Genomic DNA, 18,855 nt, shown 5'->3' with positions numbered 1-18,855 from the left:
CGGCTCGACGGCTCCCCCGTCACCGGTCCAGCCTGGAGGTCCCCCGTGCCTCTGCACCGCCGCGCCCAAGCGGTCGCGGTCAGCGCGGCGCTGCTCGCGTCCGGCTGCTTCTCGGTGACTGCGGCCGCGGCCGAGCCCGAGACGCGGGCCGCCGCGGTCGACTGCGTCCAGCCCGGTCCGACGCTGCGCTACCTGGTCGTGTTCGCCCCCGGCACCAGCGCGCCGCTGGCCGACGCCCAGATCACCGCCGCGTGCGGCACGACCGCCCACTACTACCCGCAGATCGCGGTGGCCGTGGCCGTCTCGCCGGACCCCCGGTTCGGGCGGCACATCGGCCCCGACCGGGCGTACAGCGCGCAGGCCGACGGCCTGTCGAAGCGCAACGGCGCACCCGCCAGGCAGAAGAAGAAGGACGACGAGACGGCCGGAGCGCGCGCCGCGGGCGGCACGGCGGACCGCACGGCCGAGCAGTGGGACATGGACCTGATCCGGGCGGCCGAGGCGCACGCGGTGAGCACGGGCAGCCGGGACGTGGTGGTGGGCGTGCTCGACTCGGGCATCGACCCGACGCACCCCGACCTGGTCGGCGCGCTGGACCCGGCGCTGTCCGCCGGCTGCACGACCGGCGTGGCGGACCCGTCACCCGCCGCCTGGGCGCCGACGACGTCCGGGCACGGCACGCACGTCGCGGGCACGGTCGCGGCGGCCGACGACGGCCTCGGCACGACGGGGGTGGCGCCGGGCGTGCGGATCGCCTCGGTGAAGGTCGTGGACGACGCCGGGTTCATCTACCCCGAGTACGCGGTGTGCGGGTTCATGTGGGCCGCCGAACGGGGCATGACCATCACCAACAACAGCTACTTCATCGACCCGTGGGTGTTCACCTGCCAGGACGAGCAGGGCCAGTCCGTGGTCTACGAGGCGGTGCGGCGGGCGGTGGACCACGCGTCCGGCCGCGGCGTGCTGACGGTGGCGGCGGCGGGCAACGCGGCGGCCGACCTGACCAAGCCGGGCCGGGACGTCCTGAGCCCGACCAACGCCGCGCCGGAGGACGTCAAGCCGCGGCCGGTGGACAACACGTGCCTGGTGCTGCCGGCGCAGCTGCGCAACGTGGTGGCGGTGTCGTCGGTGGGCGCGGACAAGGTGAAGGCCGGGTACAGCTCCTACGGGCTCGGCGCGGTGGACGTGACCGCGCCCGGCGGCGACCGCAGGCAGGCGCCGGACGACGGGCAGGGCGGGTGCGTGCTGTCGACCGTGCCGGCCGCCGGGTACGACTACTCGTGCGGCACGTCGATGGCCGCGCCGCACGTGTCCGGGGTGGCGGCGCTGCTCGCCTCCTCGCACCCCGGCGCCACCCCGCTGGACCTGTCGAAGATGCTCAACGCGCAGGCGGAGACGGTGCCGTGCCCGCCGGACTACGACCTCAACGGCACGGGCGTGCAGGACGCGTTCTGCACGGGCCACTCGGAGTACAACGGCTTCTACGGCCACGGCATGGTCGACGCGCTCGCCGCCGTGCGGGAGTAGGTCAGGCGGAGTACTGGTCCTGGTGGCGGCGCAACGCGCCGGCCAGGTCCGCGCGACCGGCGATGCCGAGCTTGCGGTAGGCGCCGGACAGGTGCAGCTCGACCGTCCGGCGGGTGAGGAACAGGGCTTCGGCGATCTGCCGGTTGGTCAGGCCCTGCGCGGCCATGCCGGCGACGCGGGTCTCCTGCTTCGTCAGCCCGTGCGCGGTGCCGTGCGCGGTGGCCGGCTCGCACGCGCGCAGCTCCGCCGCGGCACGGCGGATCAGCGGCTTGGACTCGCACCGGGCGCTGAGCTCGACGGCCAGCCGCAGGTGCGGGATGGCGCGTTCGGCCTGGCCGCGGCGGCGCAGTCGGGCGCCCAGTTCGAGCAACGCCTCGGCGTGCAGCAGCCGGGCGACCGATCCGGTCAGGTAGTCCACCGCCTTGAGCAACGCCCGGGTGGCGGCTTCGTCGTCGGTGGTGAGCCCGACCGAGACCAGCGCGGCGCCCATGGCCCGGGGCGTGCCCCAGCGCTTGGCGCGGGCGAGGTCCTCGGCGGCCAGCCGGGCGGCGGCCTCACGTCGTCCCAGCGCCAGGTGCGCCCGCACGGCCGAGGACCGCCAGGGCAGGACCGCCGGACTGTCTACTTTGGACGCGGTGAGCCTCCGGCCGCACTCGAGCAGGTCCGCGAGCGCCCCGGCCGGGTCGTCGGTGGCGAGCTTGAGCCTGCCCCGCGCGAACAGCGTCACGTTGTGCTGGAACAGCTCGGGCAGCTCGTCGGCGAAACCGTGGCGCGCCAGCAGGTCCCGGGCCTCGTCGAACCGGCCGAGGTCGACCAGCACCTCCGCCAGCCTGGCCGCGCACAGGATCGCCATGGGGCACACCGCGACCGCGCCCAGCTCGTCGAACAGCCGCAGCTGCCACTTGAGGAACGTCTTGGCGCGCACCAGGTCGCCGCGGGCGAGGAAGTCCATGCCGTGCGCCATCGACACGACGGTGCCCTTGCGCAGGTGGTAGTCGTGCGGCTCGGCCTCGCTGCCGATCATGCGGCGGAACCGCTCGGACAGGTCGGGCGCGTCGGCCATGAAGCACGTGCTGACGGTGAACACGAACGGCTGGACGAACACGTCGACCCGGTCGCCTGCCAACGCCTCGGCCGCGTGCCGGACGGCGTCCTCGGCCGACTCGCCGCGCAACGCGTGCCCGAGCGACAGCAACGCGGAGTGGACCTGCCGCAGCCTCGGCGAGCGCGGCACCTCCGATTCCAGCTCGTCGGTGAACGTGCTGGCGCGCAACGCGAGGCCGACGTTGTTGCCCGCGCTGGCCAGGTAGGCGAGGACCCGCAGCTCCCACGACTCGTCGTGCTCCTGCGACGTGAGGCGGGACACCAGTTGCAGGCCGATGGACACCGCCAGCCGGGCTTCCGGTCCGCTGCACAGCCGCAGCAGCATGGTGACGGCCTGCCCGGCGGCGGAGCGGGCGTCGTCGGCGTGCGCCAGCGCGTCCCGGAGCCGGTCCATGCCCGCGGCCGGGTCGACCAGGAACGTGATGTGCACGAGTTCGAGCTGCACGGCGAGCCGTTCGTCGGAGGACAGGCGTTCCTCCAGCGCTCGCTCCAGGTAGTCCTGCGCGGCGTCCAAGCGGTCGTCGTAGGTCGCCTCCCGTGCCGCGCGGCGCAGGATCTCCACACCCCACGGGAGCGGCACAGCGCGCGCTCCGCGCAGGTGTTCGGCGATCCGCCGATCGGGAGCGCCCTCGTCCCTCAGCAGCACGGCGGCGCGCGCGTGGTCGGCGGCCCTGGTGGCGACCGGCAGATCGGCCAGCACGGCGTTGCGCAGGTACGCGTGGGCGAAGCCGAGGACGTGGTCGTCGCGGAACACGCACAGCCGCACCAGGCCGTCGATGAGCCGCAGCGCGCGCCGGGGTTCGACGTCCGCCATCGCGGCCAGCCGGCCCACGGTCGCGTCCTCCCCCAGCACGGCCGCCGCGCGCACCACCTCCGACGCGCCCTCGTAACGACCCAGCCGCACCCGCAGCGCCGCGCCGATCTTCGCCGAGCCGAGCGCGTGCACGTCGGCCGCCGTGGCGCCGGGCCGCAACTGCCCGGCCAACGCCCGCAGCAGCTTGGGGTTGCCCCTGGTCACCTCGCGGCAGGCCGCCGCGGGCGCGTCACCGACCAGCGCGGCGACCGCCGGCACGTCCAGGCCGGTCAGCTCGACGTGCTCGTGGTGCGCGGCCACCAGTTCGGGCAGCGTCACCTCGCCGACCGGCGACTGGCCCGTGGTGGCGGCCAGCAGGACCGCCAACGGCCGGTCGGCGACCCGGCGCAGCACGAACGCCAGGCAGCGCAGGGACCAGCTGTCGGACAGGTCGACGTCGTCCACGGCCAGCAGCAGCGGCCCGCGGCCGAGCGCGGAAAGGACCACGCGGTGGAACCAGTCCAGAGGCTCGGCCGGGCCGTCGTGCAGGCCCTGCGCCAGCCTGGTGATCACGCCGCCGCGCAGGTCGCTCTCCAGCCGTGCCCCGGTCGCGGTCGCCACCGTGAAGCCGAGGTCGCGCGCGTCGTCGGCGATGGCGCGCAGCAGGGCCGACTTGCCGATGCCGATCTCACCGGTGACCAGCAGGCTCGTGGTCCGGCCGGCGAGCACGTCCCGCAGCGCCGAGCGGGCGGCGCGCAGTTCGCGGTCCCGGCCGGGCACGGTCGGGTTCGATGCCGTCACCGGAGAACTCCGATCTGCTGCGGCGCAGCCGGGGCGGTGGATCGCCGACCACCACGGTAGGACGCCTGTCCAGTCCCTTCGGTACCGAAGGATCGCGATGGCGGTCGCGGAATTTCCTTCGGTGCCCTCCGTAGAGACGCGACGCCGGACGTCGAGAAGAATCGAGTCCCGACTTCCCGCGAGCCGATTCGCCGGCCTCGCGAAGAATGCGCGCGCCGTGCTCGTCGAATTTCTTCCGGTCGACCGGTGACGGCCTTTCTCAGTGCCACTCCCGCAACGCCCGGCGGAGGATCTTCATCGCGGTGTAGACCCGCGACTTCACGGTGCCCTCCGGTATGCCGAGCACCACCGCCGCCTCACGCACCGTGCGACCGCGCACGTAGGTCTCGTAGATCGCGGCGCGGTGCTCCTCGCCCAGCCTGCCGATCACGTCGTTGAGCACCATGACGGACAGCCGCTGCTCGGTCTGGTCGGGCACCTCGACGGTGTCCGGGCTGGTCAGCTCCACTTCGCGGGGTCTGGCCCGCCTCGTGCGCCACCCGTCGATGACGATCCTCCCGGCCACGGTGAGCAGCCAGCCGCGCAGCATCCGCGGGTCGCGGACCAGCGTCTCGGCGTTCTGCCACGCACGGATCAACGTCTCCTGGACCACGTCCTCGGCCCACTGCCGATCACGGTTGGTCAGGCCGAGCACGTGGGCGTACAACCCACCTTTGAACTGCTCGTACAGCGTGGTGACGAGTTCTTCACCGGACCGCTCGCCACCCATTCCGACACTGCCCGCTGAATTCATGGGCAATCGACCTCCCGGAGTTCACGCGCGGCGGGGCGAATGAGACTTCCGCGAAGGTACTACAACTCGGGATCACCGCCGGAGCTACCGGAGATCGATCATGTGATGTAGATCACATGTCTTGATTGAACCTTACGTGAACCGTCGCACCCGACGTTCGTAGTTCCTCTTCAGAGGGTGTACCACGCCATTAACAGGGGGTGTGCACGTGGTGCTCGCGGTCTCGGGACACGACGTCGGGGTGTGGGAGGTCGCCGCGCTGTCCGGTCGGCTGGCGTACGTGGCGATGTGCCTGGCCGCGTGCTGGGGCGTGCTCACCGCCACCGGCTGGGTCCGCCGGATCACCGGCCGGGCCGCGTTGCGCGCCACGCACCAGGTGCTGGCGACGTTCGCGGTGGTCCTGGCCGTGTCGCACGCGGTGTCGTTCCTGTTGCTGGACAACGGCTCCCTGGCGGCCTACCAGCTGCTGGTGCCGCTCGTCGGCGGCGGCGAGGTGCGGCACGCGCTCGGCGTGGTCGGGCTGGAGCTCATGCTGGCCGCGTCGGTGACGGCCGCGTTGCAGCGCACGGTGTTCTACCGCGACTGGCTGCGCGTGCACCGGCTCGCGTACGTGGGCGTGTGGCTCGGCGCGATGCACGCGTGGCTGGGAGCTTCGGCGAGCGGGCACGTCGCCGTGGTGTGGCTGGGTGGCATAACCGTGCTGATGCCCGCGGTCACGCTGACCGTGCTGCGGTTCCTGCCGCCGCGGGTGCTGGTGCGGATCGGTGTGGTCGAGGCCGATCCGCCGCCACCGCCACCGGTCCGGGACGAGCCCGCCGGTGTCCGGGTCGCGGTCGACCACGGGCGGTGCCGGCACTACGCGTTGTGCCAGGCGCAGGCGCCGGGCGTGTTCCGGGTGCTGGACGACGGGCGGCTGCGCTACGCGCGCAACCCCGACGCCGACCAGGCGCCGCAGGTGCGTGCGGCGGCGCGCGTGTGCCCGATGCGCGCGATCCGGGTCGACGCAGCCGAAGCCCGCCCGTGAACTGCCAGCCCGTGAGCCGTCGACCCCAGGCCGTCAGCTCCGGGCCGTCAGCTCCGGGTTGCGCACCGGGGAGCCCTTGCCCACCGGCGAGATCGGCAGCAGCGTCCGCCCCGTCGGCCCGACCTCGATGTCGGTGCCCATCGCCGGGCACACGCCGCAGTCGAAGCACGGCGTCCAGCGGCAGTCGTCCTGCTCGCGCTCGTCCAGCGCGTCCTGCCAGTCCGCCCAGAGCCATTCCTTGTCCAGGCCCGAGTCCAAGTGGTCCCAGGGCAGGACTTCCAGCTCCTCGCGCTCACGCGTGGTGAACCAGGCCAGGTCCACGCCCAACGGCGGCAGCTCGGCCTCGGCCGCCGCGACCCAGCGGTCGTAGGAGAAGTGCTCGGACCAGCCGTCGAACCGGCCGCCCTCGCGCCACACCCGTTCGATCACCAGGCCGATGCGCCGGTCGCCGCGCGAGAGCAGCCCTTCGATCAGCGACGGCTTGCCGTCGTGGTAGCGCATGCCGATGTTGCGGCCGAGCGAGCGGTCGGAGTTCACCGCCTCGCGCAGCAGGCGCAGCCTGTTGTCCACGGTCTCCGGGTCGCACTGCGCGGCCCACTGGAACGGCGTGTGCGGCTTGGGCACGAACCCGCCGATGGAGATCGTGCAGCGGACGTCCTTGCGGCCGGACACCTCGCGGCCCGCGCGGATGACGTTCTTGGCCATCTCGGCGATCTGGACCACGTCGTCGTCGGTCTCGGTGGGCAGACCGCACATGAAGTACAGCTTCACCTGCCGCCAACCCGCGCCGAACGCCGCGCTGACCGTGCGGATCAGGTCCTCCTCCGACACCATCTTGTTGATCACGCGGCGGAGGCGTTCGCTGCCACCCTCGGGCGCGAACGTCAGGCCCGAGCGGCGGCCGTTGCGGGACAGCTCGTTGGCCAGGTCGATGTTGAACGCGTCCACCCGGGTCGACGGCAGCGACAGGCTGGTGTTCGTGCCCTCGTAGCGGTCGGCGAGGCCCTTGGTGATCTCGGCGATCTCCGAGTGGTCCGCGCTGGACAGCGACAGCAGGCCGACCTCCTCGAACCCGGTCGCCTCCAGGCCGCGCTGCACCATCGCGCCGATGCCCTCGATCGACCGCTCGCGCACCGGGCGGGTGATCATGCCCGCCTGGCAGAACCGGCAGCCGCGCGTGCAGCCGCGGAAGATCTCCACGCTCATCCGCTCATGCACGCTCTCCGCGAGCGGCACCAGCGGCTGCTTCGGGTACGGCCACGCGTCGAGGTCCATCGTGGTCCGCTTGAACACCCGGTACGGCACGCGTTCGCGGTTGGGCACCACGCGCTGGATGCGGCCGTCGGGCAGGTACTCGACGTCGTAGAACCGGGGCACGTACACGCCGCCGGTCTCGGCGAGCCTGGTCAGGATCTCGTCCCGACCGCCGGGACGGCCCTCGGCCTTCCACGCGCGGACGATGTCGGTGATCTCCAGGACGGCTTCCTCGCCGTCGCCGAGCACCGCCGCGTCGACGAACGGCGAGATCGGCTCCGGGTTGAACGCCGCGTGCCCGCCCGCCACCACGATGGGGTGGTCCTCGGTGCGGTCAGCGGCGTGGATCGGGATGCCGGCCAGGTCGAGCGCGTTGAGCAGGTTCGTGTAGCCCAGCTCGGTCGCGAAGCTCACCCCGAGCAGGTCGAACGCGCCGACCGGCCGGTGCCCGTCGACGGTGAACTGCGGCACGCCGTGCTCGCGCATCAGCTTCTCGAGGTCGGGCCACACCGCGTAGGTCCGCTCGGCCAGCACGTCCGGCTGCTCGTTGAGGACCTCGTACAGGATCATGACGCCCTGGTTGGGCAGCCCCACCTCGTAGGCGTCCGGGTACATCAACGCCCACCGCACCGCGGCGGCGTCCCAGTCCTTCACGGTGGCGTTGAGTTCCCCGCCGACGTACTGCACCGGCTTGGACACCCTCGGCAGCAGGGGTTCCAGGGCGGGGAAGACCGACTCGACACTCACGCCGACCAGGGTAACGGCAGTGCCCGCACGCGTCAGAACAGCGGTCCGGTGATGGTGAGGCCCAGCTCGGACCCCGGGCCCGCGTACAGGCCGAAGAACATCAACGCGCCGCCCGCGAGGGCCACGTCCTTGTTGAACTGGATCATCTCGACCTGCTTGGTCTGCGGGTCGGTCTCCTTCCAGAAGTTGTGCATGAGGAACGCCGTCGGCAGCAGGAACAGCACCAGCAGCAGCGCGCCGAGATCCGCCCACACGCCCAGGAGCAGCATCAACCCGGCGACGACCATGAGCACGCCGCTGCCGAACGTGGCGGCTTTCGCCGACGGGACGCCCTTGGACGCGGCGTAGCCGGCCATGGCTTCGGTCTGCGTGAGGTGGCCCATCGCGGAGCCGAAGAACAGGAAGACGAACAGGATCCGGCCGATGAGTGCGATGACGTCCATGACGACCTCCGGTACTCGGGGTTCGTCCAGTGTTCAACCAGGTCAGGTCAGCAGCAACTTGCCGAGCCTGCGTGCGGCGACGACCACCCCCACGACCACCATCACCGCGAAGTACGCGACGTGCGTCAACGCGCCCCAGCCGACATAACCCGTGGTCAGGGCCCTCATCAGCTCGATCGCGTGGTAGAGCGGTGTCCACTGGACCACGGTCTGCAACCACCCCGGGTAGACCGACAGCGGGTAGAACGTGGTCGAGAACAGGAACAGCGGCATCACGGCCAGCTGCACGAGGTCGAAGTCCTGCCAGGAGCGCAGGTAGGTCGCCGCCGCCATGCCGACCGCCGCGAACGCCAGCGCGACCAGCAGGCACGCGGGCAGCGCCAGCAGCGCCCACGGCGAGCCGATGAGCCCGAACCCGAGCATGACCACGATGAAGCCGGCCGAGTACAGGCCGCCGCGGATGAGGCACCAGGCCGCCTCGCCGAGGGCGATGTCGACCGGGCCGAGCGGGGTGGCCAGCACGGCGTCGTAGGTCTTGGCGTACTTGAACTTGAAGAACAGGTTGAACGTCGCCTCGAACACCGCGCCGTTCATCGCCGAGGCGGCCAGCAGGGCGGGCGCGACGAACACGGCGTACGGCATCGGCCCGCCGGGGCCGTCGACCGTGGTGACCAGCTGGCCCAGGCCGTAGCCGAGGGAGAACAGGAAGAACAGCGGCTCGAAGAAGCCGGAGATCACCGACATCCAGCCACGCCTGCTGACCAGGTACGAGCGTTCGACCAGGACGTGCGCGCGGCCCGCGTACAGGCCGGGCGGCACGACCCGCAGCAGCAGGCCCGCGCCAGTGCGCGGCGTGACCGGCCGGCTGGGCTCGACCAGGTCGGTCGTGGAGGTCTCGTTGGTCATACGGCCAGCCTCCGGTGGAAGTAGCGGCGGCCCAGGACGACGCCGAGCGCGAGCAGGGCCGACAGGTAGGCGACGTGGCCCAGGGCGGGCAGCAGGCGCAGGGTGCCGAACGTCGCGCCGCGGGCCAGCTCGATGCCGTGCCAGACCGGGGTGAGCCAGGCCAGCGGGTGCACCCAGCCGGGCAGTTGGGCCAGTGGGAAGAACGCGCCGGTGAACAGGGTCATCGGCAGCAGCAGGAAGCGGAAGATCGCGTTGAACGAGTCCGGTTTCTCCCTGGTGGCGGAGTAGGCGACCACGGGCGCGCTGAACGCCATGCCCGCCAGCGTGGCGAACGGCACGGCCAGCACCGCCGACGGGCTGGTGATCGCGCCCAGGGCCACGGCGATGCCGAGGAACACGGCGGTGCCCGCCGCCAGGCGCAGCGCGATCCACAGCAGCTGGCCGTTGAGCACCTGCGCGGGCGTGACCGGGGTGGACACCGTCGCCAGGTACGTGCGCTGCCACTTGAACGCCGAGAAGACCACCCAGGTGGACTCGAACATGGCGTTCTGCACGGCGGTGACGACCAGCAGGGCGGGCGCGAGGAACACCAGGTACGGGTAGCCGCCGGTGGCCGCGCCCTCCCGCACCTGCGAGCCGAAACCGATGCCCATGGCCAGCAGGAACAGCACGGGCTGCAAGAAGTTCGAGATCACCGTGGCCCGCCAGTTGCGGCGGTACCAGGTCCAGTGGTGCTCCACCGCGATCAGCGCGGCGCGCCACGAGCCGACGACGTGCGCGCTCATCTCAGTCCACCAACGTCCGGCCGGTCAGGCGCAGGAACACGTCCTCCAACGTGCTGCGGCGCACCAGGCTGGACACCGGCCGCACGCCCCGCGCGTGGACCGCGGCCAGCGCCGCGTCGCCGTCGGGGGTGTAGAGCAGGACCCGGTCGGGCAGCACCTCGACCCGTTCGGCCAGGTCACGCACCTCGTCGGCGCTCTGCTCACCCGGCGGGAAGCGCAGCTCGAGCACCTCCTTGGTCGAGTAGCGGCGGATCAGCTCGGACGGCGAGCCCTCGGCCGCGATCCGACCGCCGTCCATCACCACCAGCCGGTCGCACAGCTGCTCGGCCTCGTCCATGTAGTGCGTGGTGATGATCAGCGTGACGCCGGACTGCTTGAGCCGGAACAGCCGGTCCCACAGCAGGTGGCGCGCCTGCGGGTCCAGGCCCGTGGTCGGCTCGTCGAGCAGCAGCAGGTCGGGGTCGTTGACCAGGGAGCGGGCGATGGTGAGCCGCCGCTTCATGCCGCCCGACAGCGGCTCCACCTCGGCGTCGGCGCGGTCGGTGAGCTGGGCGAAGTCCATCAGCTCGACGGCGCGCTCGCGCACCGCGGCCCGGGACAGGCCGAAGTAGCGGCCGTAGACCTGGAGGTTCTGCCGGACGGTGAGCTCGGTGTCGAGGTTGTCCTGCTGCGGCACGACGCCGATGCGGGCGCGGATCCTCGGGCCGTCGGTGTCCGGGTCCAGGCCCAGCACCCGCAGGTCGCCACCGGTGCGGGGTGACACGCACGACACCATCCGCATGGTCGAGGACTTGCCCGCGCCGTTGGGGCCGAGGAAGCCGAACGCCTCGCCCTTGCTCACCTCGACGTCGATGCCCCGGACGGCTTCGAAGGAGCCGAAGTGCTTGGTCAGGCCGTTGGCGTGGACGAGGGTGGGGGTCACGTTCGTCACGTTAGCGGCGGGGTCCGACATTCTCGGAACCGTTTTAGGGTGGCGCCGTGGACATCGAGCTGAGTTGGCCGGTGGCGGCCGACGAACGACTTCGGTCCGAGGTGCACGAGGTGCTGCACGCCGTGGTGGCCGCCGGTGGCGCCATCGGCTGGCGCGAACCGCCGGGGCGCGCGGAGACCGACGCGTGGCTGGACAGCGTGCTCGCGTCGCCTTCCGACGGTGCGCTCGTCGTGGCGCGGGTGGACGGCGTGCTGCGCGGCACGGCGACGTGGCGGCGGTCCGAGAGCGAGGTGTTCGAGCACATGGCCGAGGTGCGGCGGGTCACCGCGCACCCGGCGGCACGTGGGCTCGGGCTGGGCGCGCGGCTCCTGGGCGCGGTCGTCGAGCACGCGCGTGCGGCGGGGTTGGAGATGCTGACGCTCGGCGTGCGGGGGAACAACCACGGCGCGATCCAGCTGTACGAGAGCCTGGGCTTCCGCGAGTGGGGCCGCCTGCCGAACGTGATCGCGGTGGGGGACTTCCGGTTCGACGACGTGCGCATGTACTTGCCGCTGGGCCACCGCGAGGGCGTCGTGCTGCACGGCTCGGCCGCGGGTGGTCTCGGCTCGTCACCGGTGCGTGCCGCGGTCGGCGGTTAGTCCCGACACACCGACGGCCCGGACACCGCTGGGGCGTCCGGGCCGTCGGCACGGGTCAGCTCAGAGGTTCGGGAACCAGAGCTTGATCTCGCGCTCGGCCGACTCCGGCGAGTCCGAGCCGTGGACCAGGTTGAACTGGACCTCCAGGCCGAAGTCGCCGCGGATCGTGCCGGGGGTGGCCTTCTCGACCGGGTCGGTGCCGCCGGCCAGCTGGCGGAACGCCGCGATCGCCCGCGTGCCCTCCACCACCATGGCGACCAGCGGGCCGCCGGTGATGAACTCGACCAGGTCGGCGAAGAACGGCTTGCCGTCGTGCTCGGCGTAGTGCTGCTCGGCGGTCGCGCGGTCCACGGTGCGCAGTTCCAGCGCGGCCAGGTGCAGGCCCTTGCGCTCGATGCGGGAGATGACCTCGCCGACCAGGCCGCGGCTGACGCCGTCGGGCTTGACCAGGACCAGGGTGCGCTCGCTCACGGCGGTCGGTACTCCTTCGTGCGGGATTGTGCAACTCGGTCAAGGGTAGCCGGAGCTGCGATAGTGCCGGTCGTGGCCACCGACAAGCCCCGCCTGGGCACCGCCCTCACCGGAGCCGCCGTGCTGTTCGTGCTGCTGCGGCTGCTCGCGGTGTCGCACCACGACCGTCGGGCTGTCAGCTCTGGTGGATCAGCCGGTCCGGCGCCGACCCGGTGCTGAGCCAGGTCCTGGCCAGCTTGGTGGCCGCGGCGCGGAACACGCCATCGCGGTTGCCGTCGTCGGGCGAGATCACCTCCGACCGCTTGTCCAGCACGAGGTAGCGGTCCGCGCCGCCGTCGGTGTGGAACCGGTAGCGCGCCTCGGCTTCGGTTTCGCTTTCCTTGTCCAGGTACACGAGCATCGCCAACGCGATCACCTCCAAGGCCTGCTGTAGTCCTCATCGGACGCGGGTGGGATCCGGGTCTCCCACCGCGACACTTCGTTGGCCGCCGCGTGAGCGTCCTTGTACGAGGCGTTCGGGTTCTGCTGCCAGTATCGCGCCTCGGCGAGCTCGTGTTCGAGCAGGGCGATGTCCGATGGTTGCGCCCGCCCTGATCGCAACCTCAGCCACGCCTCCGCCATGTCGGGGTTGGGGTCGAAGCGAGCCATCACCGTGCCGCCGTCGACGCCTTCCAACGGGTGCAGGTCCTCGAACACGTGGTTCTTGATCTGCTCGATCTCGGCACGGTCGATGCGGTCGTAGGCGCGCAGGGACCCGTCGTCCACCGGTCGCGCGCCGCGATGCCCGAGCGGACGCTGGTCAAGGCTTACCCGCGGGGCTGCTACTGCCCCTCCGGCAAGTACTGCGGGTGGTGCGTGCCCGATTGCGGCGCGGACGAGATCGCGCCGTGGATGCGCCTCTACGGCGGCATCCACGCTTCCCGGTTCACCGATCGGCGCAGCCACCGGTGACGGTTCGGCGGTGAGGTGCTCGGCGCACGGGGCCCGCGCGCCGAGCACCTCGCCGGACTAGCGGGTCAGGATGGTCACCGAGCGCGCGGGCACGGTGATCGAACCGTTGGCGATGGTGGCCTTGTCGGTGGCCAGGGGGTGGTTCTGCCAGTTGCCCGGCACGGAGAGGGACTTCGTGGTCGGGTAGGGGTTGATGATCACCAGGAGGCCGTTCAGGGACGGGTCGGTGTCCGGGCCCGCCGTGTCGTCCAAGAGCGCCGCGACGATGCCCGGCTCGGCGGTCGGGAACGACAGCTTCTGCTGCACGAGTGCCGAGTCGTTCAAGGTGAACAGCGGCGAAGACTTGCGGATGCGGAGGAGTTCCAGGGTGTTGTCCACCGCCGCACGCATGTCATCCGAAGACGGCTTCAGCGCGGTGTCGGCCAGGAGCGGGGCGGCGTAGGGCCACTTGTCCTCGTTGTCCGCGGCCGGTGGGAGGCCGCGGCCGAAGCCGTTGTCCCGCAACGACGGGTCGTAGCGGTTGAACCAGTCGCCGGAGTCGTAGCTGTTGCGGTCCAACGACTTGGAGCGCAGGAACTCCGCGCCGGCGTGCATGAACGGTTGGCCTTGGCCCAGCAGGACCGGGGCGAGGGCCACCTTCTGCATCCGCACGCGGTCGGCCATGGACGTGCCCGCGGGCAGCTTGAACGCCTGCGAGTCGAACAACGTCTCGTTGTCGTGCGCGTCCACGTACGTGATCACGTCGGCCGGCGCGCCGGTGTACCCGGCGGGTGAGCCGTTGTACGTCACATCACGCCCCGAGACCACCCCACCACCAGTGGACTGGAACCGGTAGGACGCCATGTTGCCCGCCATGCCCAGCTTCACCAGGTCGGTGTAGTTGGCCAGCCGCGCGGTCACGTCGCCGTTGGCCGGGGAACCGTTCGGGTCGCCCGCGAGCCCGGACGCCAGCCCCTGCACGCGCGGGTCGGCGTCGAACGGCCCGCCGCCGCGCACCGCGTCGCGCAGCCGGTCGCTGAACGTGCCGATGCCCGTCCCGGCCAGGTTCGCCTGCGTGGCCTGCTCGAACCGGGCGTTGCCGGCGACCTCGCCGAAGTCCCAGCCCTCGCCGTAGATCCGGATCTTGCGCCCGTCCACGCCGTCGCGCTCGACGGTCAACGCGTCCAGCGCCGCCCGCACGGCCAGGACGTTCGCCTTCGGGTGGTGCCCCATCAGGTCGAACCGGAACCCGTCCACCTTGTACAGCCGGGCCCAGCGCACGACCGAGTCCACGACGAGCTTGCCCATCATGGCGTTCTCGGTCGCGGTGTTGGCGCAGCACGTCGAATTGGCCACGGCGCCGTCGAGGTCGAGCCGCTGGTAGTACCCCGGCACCACCTTGTCCAGCACGGACGTCGGCGCGTCACCGGCGGCGGCCGTGTGGTTGTAGACCACGTCCACCACCACGCGGTTCCCGTTGTCGTGCAACGACTTCACCATCTCGCGGTACTGCTTGGAGCGCGCCCACCCGGTCTGCGCGTCGTCCGTGGCGTAAGAGCCCTCGGGCACGTCGTAGTGGTACGGGTCGTAGCCCCAGTTGAAGCCGTCCTTCGCGGCGACACCGGTCAGGCAGGACTGCTGTTGCGGCGAGTCCGCGGGCAACGACGCCAGGTCGCACGCCGGCCGCTGCTGGTCCGAGCGCTTCTCCGGGATGGTGGCGATGTCGAACGTCGGCAGCAGGTGCACGGTGTCCAGCCCCGCCGCCGCCAGCTCGCGCAGGTGCGCCATGCCGATCGACGACGAGTGCGTGAACGCCTTGTACGTGCCGCGGTCGGACTCCGGGACGGACGTGTCGCCGATCGAGAAGTCCCGCACGTGCAGCTCGGTGATGCCGTGCTCGGTCGGGTCGCCGTCCAGGCCGCGGGCCACGTGCCCGGCCCAGTCGGCGGGCATGGTGCGCGCGTCGCCGAGGTCGGCGAACTGCGAGTGCGTCGAGTTCACCGCCAACGCCACCGAGTACGGATCGGTCACGGTCACCGTGCGCCCGGCGACGGTCACCTCGAACACGTAGAACTTGTCCCGCCACGCGCCGGACGCCGACCACGAGCCGGACGCGTCGTCCCGCGCCAGGTCCACCGTCGTCGCCGGGCCGCCGGGCTGGTCGGAGACCCGGAGCTTCACGGAGGACGCCGTGGGCGCCCACAACCGCGCGGTCACGCGGTCGCCGTCGAACGTCGGCCCGTAGGTCAGCGCGGACGCGGCGGCGGCGAACCGGTCGTCCAGCACGCCGGCGATCTGCACGCCCGTGCGGTGCCGCAGGCCGCCGTTCGAGTCGACGTGCACGGCGGACAGCTTGCCGCGCAACGCCTCGTCCAGCCGCTCGCCGTCGCGCACCCGGAACACCGGCTTGCCCCGCAGGTGCGGGAACTTCGCGGGCACGGCGTCCGACGACGGCTCCAGCCGCAGCACCTTGCCGTCGTGCTCCAGCCGGTAGCCGTCCGACGGCACCACGGGCACGTCCCACACGACCAGGTCCTTCGACACCCAGATCGCCTTGGCCTTGGTCAGGTCGTCGTCCACGCCCTCGCCACCGGACGGCGGCAGCACGTAGGAGATGGACCCGTCCGCCTTGGTGGAGCCGGAGACGTACCAGACCTCGTACCCGGTGCCCGTGACGTCGAGGAACTGGTCCGGTCCCGGGTCCTTGGCGTCACCGCGGTGGATGATGTTGTTCAGCCCGGCCGCGCCCGGTTCCAGCGCGACGGACCAGTACACGCCGAACCCGTCGGTCCCGTCCGGCACGCGGGACTGGTTCCAGCCCGGGCTCGGCTCCAGCGATCCCGTCCAGTGGTAGAGCGTCCAGTCGGTGTAGTCGCCGTCAGGCCGGTTGTAGTGGATCACCGCGCGGTTCTGGGCGGCGGCCAGGCTCGCGTGGACCTTGTCGCCGTTCACCCACGCACGTCCCGCCGTGCGACCGGTCGCCTCGACCGTGCCGCCGCGGACCACGGAGAAGTCGACGGGCGCCGTCGCCGGCACGGTCGCCACTCCCCCGCTGAACGGGTAGTCGACGCCGCCCGCGCGCACCACGAGCCCCGCCGCGCCACCGGTGTGCGTGATGACGGCCTGGCCGGTCGCGGCGACCTCGCTGGCGTGCACGGCGGCCTGGCCCTGCTCGAGCCACACCTGCGGGGTCGCGCTCGGGTCGATGAACCGGTCGCCGTCGGTGTCCTTCTCGTCGCCGCGGTGGGCGATGACGCCGACCGACCGCGCACCGGGCTTGAGCTTGACCCACGCGAACCGGCCGTAGGGCGTCTCGCCCGCGAACGGCAGCGGCGCGTCCCACGTCGGCGCGTTCTCGACGTCGCCCCACGCGTGCAGGCCCCACCCGTCGTAGTCGCCGGCCGGGCGGTTGTAGTGCACCACCAGCCAGTCGGACGTCACGGCGGTCGGCGGCTCGACCGCGGGCGCGGCCACCAGGCCGACCTTCGCGCCGTCCGCGCCCAACGCGCCCTTGGCGTCCTTGGCGACCACGCGCAGCTCGACGTCCTTGCCCACGGCCGCGCCCGGCAGCGCCGCCAGGTCGGCGAACACCCGGTACGGCGCGGCGTCGTCGGTGCCGAGCAGCTGCCAGTCGCGCTCGCCCTCGACCCGTGCGGCGAACGTGGCCTGCGCGTACGGCGAGGTGACGCCGTCGGCGCGCAGCTCGACCCGGTCGTCCAGCACGGTGCCGGTCGCCGGCACGGCCAACGCGGGCGTCGGCGCGGCGGACGGGATCCTGTCGGTGGACCTGAGCACCAGGGCGGACAACGCGGGCACGGTCACGGTGACCTTGCCGCCCGCGGCGTTGACCTGCGAGCCGGCGGCGGGCCAGATCGGGCGGTAGCCCCGGCCCGACGCGGGCACCTCGACGGTCGCGGGCGCGGTGCCGGCGTTGGCCACGACCAGGTGCTCGACCTGCTGGGTGCGGCCCGTGCGGCTGAACGCGAGCACGTCGCCCTGGACGAGCCGGAGCTCCTGGTTGCCCTCACGCCACACCGGGTCGCGGTCGACGAAGTCCGCCAGGTCGCGCAGCTGCCGGTACAGCGGGTGGTCGGTGCGGAAGTTGTCCACCGCGCCGGTGCGGTCGCTGCCGACCAGGTCCTCGGTGGCGTACTCGGGCGTCTTCGAGGCGAACATGTCCTGACGGGCCAGCTTGTCGCCGCCCGTGCCCGCGAAGCCCTGCTCGTCGCCGTAGTAGACGACCGGGTTGCCGCGCCACAGGTACATCAGGGCGTTGCCGAGTTCGAGCCGGTCCAGCAGCTCGGCCTCGGAGATGCCCGGACGGCCGTCCCGGACCATCCACGCGATGCGGCCCATGTCGTGGTTGCCGAGGAACGTCGGCAGCGAGGAGGCGTTGGAGTCCGCGTCGGTGTAGCGGTCGTCCTCGACGAGCACCTCGCCGAGCCGGGCCGCGCCCTGGCCGGACAGGAACCTGGCCGCGCCGCTCTGGAACGGGAAGTCCAGCGTGGCCTGCATCCGGCCGGTGGTCGTGTAGCGGGAGGTGAGGGCCGGGTTCGCGTCGAACACCTCGCCGAAGACGAAGAAGTCCTTCTTGCCGCGCATCGCCGCGTACTGCTTCACGTGCGGCGCGAGGGCCTGCCAGAACTCCATGTTGACGTGCTTGACCGTGTCGACCCGGTAGCCGTCGATGCCCAGCGTGTCGATCCAGCTGGTGAAGATCCGCTTCATGCCCTTGACGACCGTCGGGTGCTCGGTCATCAGGTCGTCGAGGCCGAAGAAGTCGCCGTACTCGTTGGACTCGCCGCTGAACGTCGAGTCGCCGCGGTTGTGGTAGAGCTGCGGGTCGTTGAGCCAGGCCGGGGTCTTCTCGCCCTTGACCACCGGCGTGTACGGCGCGGTGAGCTTCGGGAAGTCCTCCTGGCCCGCGATCTCCGCGATGTCGACCGGGTTGCCCTGCTCGTCCAGGTACGGCTGCGCGCCGGTGCTGACGTAGTCGTACTCGCCCTCGGCGTAGTCGATCAGGTCGGCCGTGTGGTTGGCGACGATGTCGAAGAACACCTTGATGCCGCGGCGGTGCGCGTCCTGGATGAGCCGCCGCATGTCGTTGGTCGTGCCGAAGTGCGGGTCGAGCCTGGTGAAGTCGGTGGTCCAGTAGCCGTGGTAGCCGGCCGAGACGTCGTCGCCGGAGCCCTGCACCCACCGGTTGGCGAACATGGGCGTCATCCAGATCGCGGTGACGCCCAGGTCGTCCAGGTAGTCGATCTTGTCGCGCAGGCCCTTGAGGTCGCCGCCGTGGTAGAAGCCCTTGTCAGCGGGGTCGTAGCCGCTCTTGAGGCGGTCGGTCTCGGCCGTGCCGCCGCGGTCGTTGCGCGGGTCGCCGTTGGCGAACCGGTCGGGCATCACGAAGTAGAACCGCTCGCCGGTCAGGTCGGCCCGGAGCGCGTCCTTGGCCAACGCCCGGTCACCGTCCCGGGCGCCGGGCGCGAGGTCGGTGACGGCGCCGACCGCGAGCCTCTGCCCCACTTCGGGCGCGGCGCCGGTGGGTGGTGGCACGAACGGCACAACGGCCAGGGCGATGAGCGCGGCGACGGCCCGACGCATCGCGACCTCCTTGTCGCAAATTCTTGCAACCCCGCCCCGGCGGAGCGCCGGGACGGGGTGCACGAAACCACGACAATCACGGCCGGACAAGGCCCAGACGGCTGCAA

Annotated in this window: 15 protein-coding genes; 4 read left to right on the top strand and 11 right to left on the bottom strand. The window is 71.8% G+C overall.

The annotated features are described in order from the left end of the window. Positions 1-45 precede the first annotated feature (45 nt). Positions 46-1,527: a S8 family peptidase gene (locus ACZ7GX_RS18895; protein ID WP_498778330.1), complete on the top strand. Its 1,482-nt coding sequence runs from the start codon at positions 46-48 to the stop codon at positions 1,525-1,527. Position 1,528: 1 nt separating this feature from the next. On the opposite strand, the gene ACZ7GX_RS18890 is transcribed toward ACZ7GX_RS18895, so the two are convergent. Both ACZ7GX_RS18890 and ACZ7GX_RS18885 read right to left on the bottom strand, forming a co-directional pair. After that, positions 1,529-4,225, bottom strand: a complete 2,697-nt coding sequence (locus tag ACZ7GX_RS18890) for a LuxR C-terminal-related transcriptional regulator (protein WP_498778329.1) — start codon at positions 4,223-4,225, stop codon at positions 1,529-1,531. A 259-nt stretch (positions 4,226-4,484) separates the two neighbouring features. Continuing rightward, the gene (locus ACZ7GX_RS18885) at positions 4,485-4,994 is read right to left on the bottom strand and encodes a sigma-70 family RNA polymerase sigma factor (protein WP_498778328.1); all 510 of its coding nucleotides are present in this window, start codon (positions 4,992-4,994) and stop codon (positions 4,485-4,487) included. Positions 4,995-5,226: 232 nt separating this feature from the next. Between ACZ7GX_RS18885 and ACZ7GX_RS18880 the strand changes: the two genes are divergently transcribed. Next, the gene (locus ACZ7GX_RS18880; RefSeq protein WP_498778327.1) at positions 5,227-6,042 is read left to right on the top strand and encodes a ferredoxin; all 816 of its coding nucleotides are present in this window, start codon (positions 5,227-5,229) and stop codon (positions 6,040-6,042) included. 33 nt (positions 6,043-6,075) lie between these two features. Here ACZ7GX_RS18880 and ACZ7GX_RS18875 read toward each other — a convergent pair whose 3' ends face one another. From ACZ7GX_RS18875 to ACZ7GX_RS18855, 5 genes are read right to left on the bottom strand one after another with little or no spacing between them, the layout of a single operon-like run. Next, positions 6,076-8,043 (bottom strand): TIGR03960 family B12-binding radical SAM protein, encoded by a 1,968-nt coding sequence (locus ACZ7GX_RS18875; protein WP_498778326.1) that lies wholly within the window; start codon positions 8,041-8,043, stop codon positions 6,076-6,078. Between the two features lie 32 nt (positions 8,044-8,075). Further along, entirely contained in the window at positions 8,076-8,486 is a 411-nt protein-coding gene (locus ACZ7GX_RS18870; protein WP_498778325.1) for a DoxX family protein, read from the bottom strand. A gap of 42 nt (positions 8,487-8,528) precedes the next feature. After that, a complete protein-coding gene (locus tag ACZ7GX_RS18865) occupies positions 8,529-9,392 on the bottom strand; it encodes an ABC transporter permease (protein WP_498778324.1) in 864 nt (287 codons plus the stop codon). Beyond that, positions 9,389-10,177 carry an ABC transporter permease gene (locus tag ACZ7GX_RS18860; RefSeq protein WP_498778323.1) on the bottom strand — a complete coding sequence of 263 codons (789 nt, stop codon included), beginning with the start codon at positions 10,175-10,177 and terminating at the stop codon, positions 9,389-9,391. Before ACZ7GX_RS18860 ends, ACZ7GX_RS18865 begins: the two co-directional genes overlap by 4 nt. Before the next feature lies 1 nt (position 10,178). After that, the gene (locus ACZ7GX_RS18855; RefSeq protein WP_498778322.1) at positions 10,179-11,129 is read right to left on the bottom strand and encodes an ABC transporter ATP-binding protein; all 951 of its coding nucleotides are present in this window, start codon (positions 11,127-11,129) and stop codon (positions 10,179-10,181) included. A gap of 26 nt (positions 11,130-11,155) precedes the next feature. Between ACZ7GX_RS18855 and ACZ7GX_RS18850 the strand changes: the two genes are divergently transcribed. Then, positions 11,156-11,746, top strand: coding sequence for a GNAT family N-acetyltransferase (locus ACZ7GX_RS18850; protein WP_498778321.1), 591 nt, complete (start codon positions 11,156-11,158; stop codon positions 11,744-11,746). A 60-nt stretch (positions 11,747-11,806) separates the two neighbouring features. Here ACZ7GX_RS18850 and ndk read toward each other — a convergent pair whose 3' ends face one another. From ndk to ACZ7GX_RS18835, 3 genes are all read right to left on the bottom strand, one after another. Continuing rightward, positions 11,807-12,217 (bottom strand): nucleoside-diphosphate kinase, encoded by a 411-nt coding sequence (gene ndk / locus ACZ7GX_RS18845; RefSeq protein WP_366198952.1) that lies wholly within the window; start codon positions 12,215-12,217, stop codon positions 11,807-11,809. A 175-nt stretch (positions 12,218-12,392) separates the two neighbouring features. Further along, positions 12,393-12,623 carry a hypothetical protein gene (locus tag ACZ7GX_RS18840; protein WP_498778320.1) on the bottom strand — a complete coding sequence of 77 codons (231 nt, stop codon included), beginning with the start codon at positions 12,621-12,623 and terminating at the stop codon, positions 12,393-12,395. Between the two features lie 5 nt (positions 12,624-12,628). Further along, a complete protein-coding gene (locus ACZ7GX_RS18835) occupies positions 12,629-12,982 on the bottom strand; it encodes a hypothetical protein (RefSeq protein WP_498778319.1) in 354 nt (117 codons plus the stop codon). Positions 12,983-12,997: 15 nt separating this feature from the next. Here ACZ7GX_RS18835 and ACZ7GX_RS18830 point away from each other — a divergent pair, with 15 nt between their 5' ends. Beyond that, positions 12,998-13,168, top strand: coding sequence for a hypothetical protein (locus ACZ7GX_RS18830; protein ID WP_498778318.1), 171 nt, complete (start codon positions 12,998-13,000; stop codon positions 13,166-13,168). Positions 13,169-13,225: 57 nt separating this feature from the next. Here the strand turns inward: ACZ7GX_RS18830 and pulA are convergent, their stop codons facing one another. Beyond that, positions 13,226-18,748, bottom strand: coding sequence for a pullulanase-type alpha-1,6-glucosidase (gene pulA, locus ACZ7GX_RS18825; RefSeq protein ID WP_498778317.1), 5,523 nt, complete (start codon positions 18,746-18,748; stop codon positions 13,226-13,228). Positions 18,749-18,855 lie beyond the last annotated feature (107 nt).

The sequence above is a fragment of the Actinosynnema sp. NPDC037264 genome (assembly GCF_055603705.1).
The sequence above is the reverse complement of the archived record's forward strand: the minus strand, read 5'-3'. Positions and strand labels throughout refer to the sequence as shown.

What these genes read in the sequence shown, in the direction of transcription:
- ACZ7GX_RS18870 (WP_498778325.1), bottom strand. Translation starts at nt 8,486, where the DNA reads ATGGACGTCATCGCACTCATCGGCCGGATCCTGTTCGTCTTCCTGTTC.
- ACZ7GX_RS18885 (WP_498778328.1), bottom strand. Translation starts at nt 4,994, where the DNA reads ATGGGTGGCGAGCGGTCCGGTGAAGAACTCGTCACCACGCTGTACGAG.
- ACZ7GX_RS18865 (WP_498778324.1), bottom strand. Translation starts at nt 9,392, where the DNA reads ATGACCAACGAGACCTCCACGACCGACCTGGTCGAGCCCAGCCGGCCG.
- ACZ7GX_RS18860 (WP_498778323.1), bottom strand. Translation starts at nt 10,177, where the DNA reads ATGAGCGCGCACGTCGTCGGCTCGTGGCGCGCCGCGCTGATCGCGGTG.
- ACZ7GX_RS18855 (WP_498778322.1), bottom strand. Translation starts at nt 11,129, where the DNA reads ATGTCGGACCCCGCCGCTAACGTGACGAACGTGACCCCCACCCTCGTC.
- pulA (WP_498778317.1), bottom strand. Translation starts at nt 18,748, where the DNA reads ATGCGTCGGGCCGTCGCCGCGCTCATCGCCCTGGCCGTTGTGCCGTTC.
- ACZ7GX_RS18830 (WP_498778318.1), top strand. Translation starts at nt 12,998, where the DNA reads ATGCCCGAGCGGACGCTGGTCAAGGCTTACCCGCGGGGCTGCTACTGC.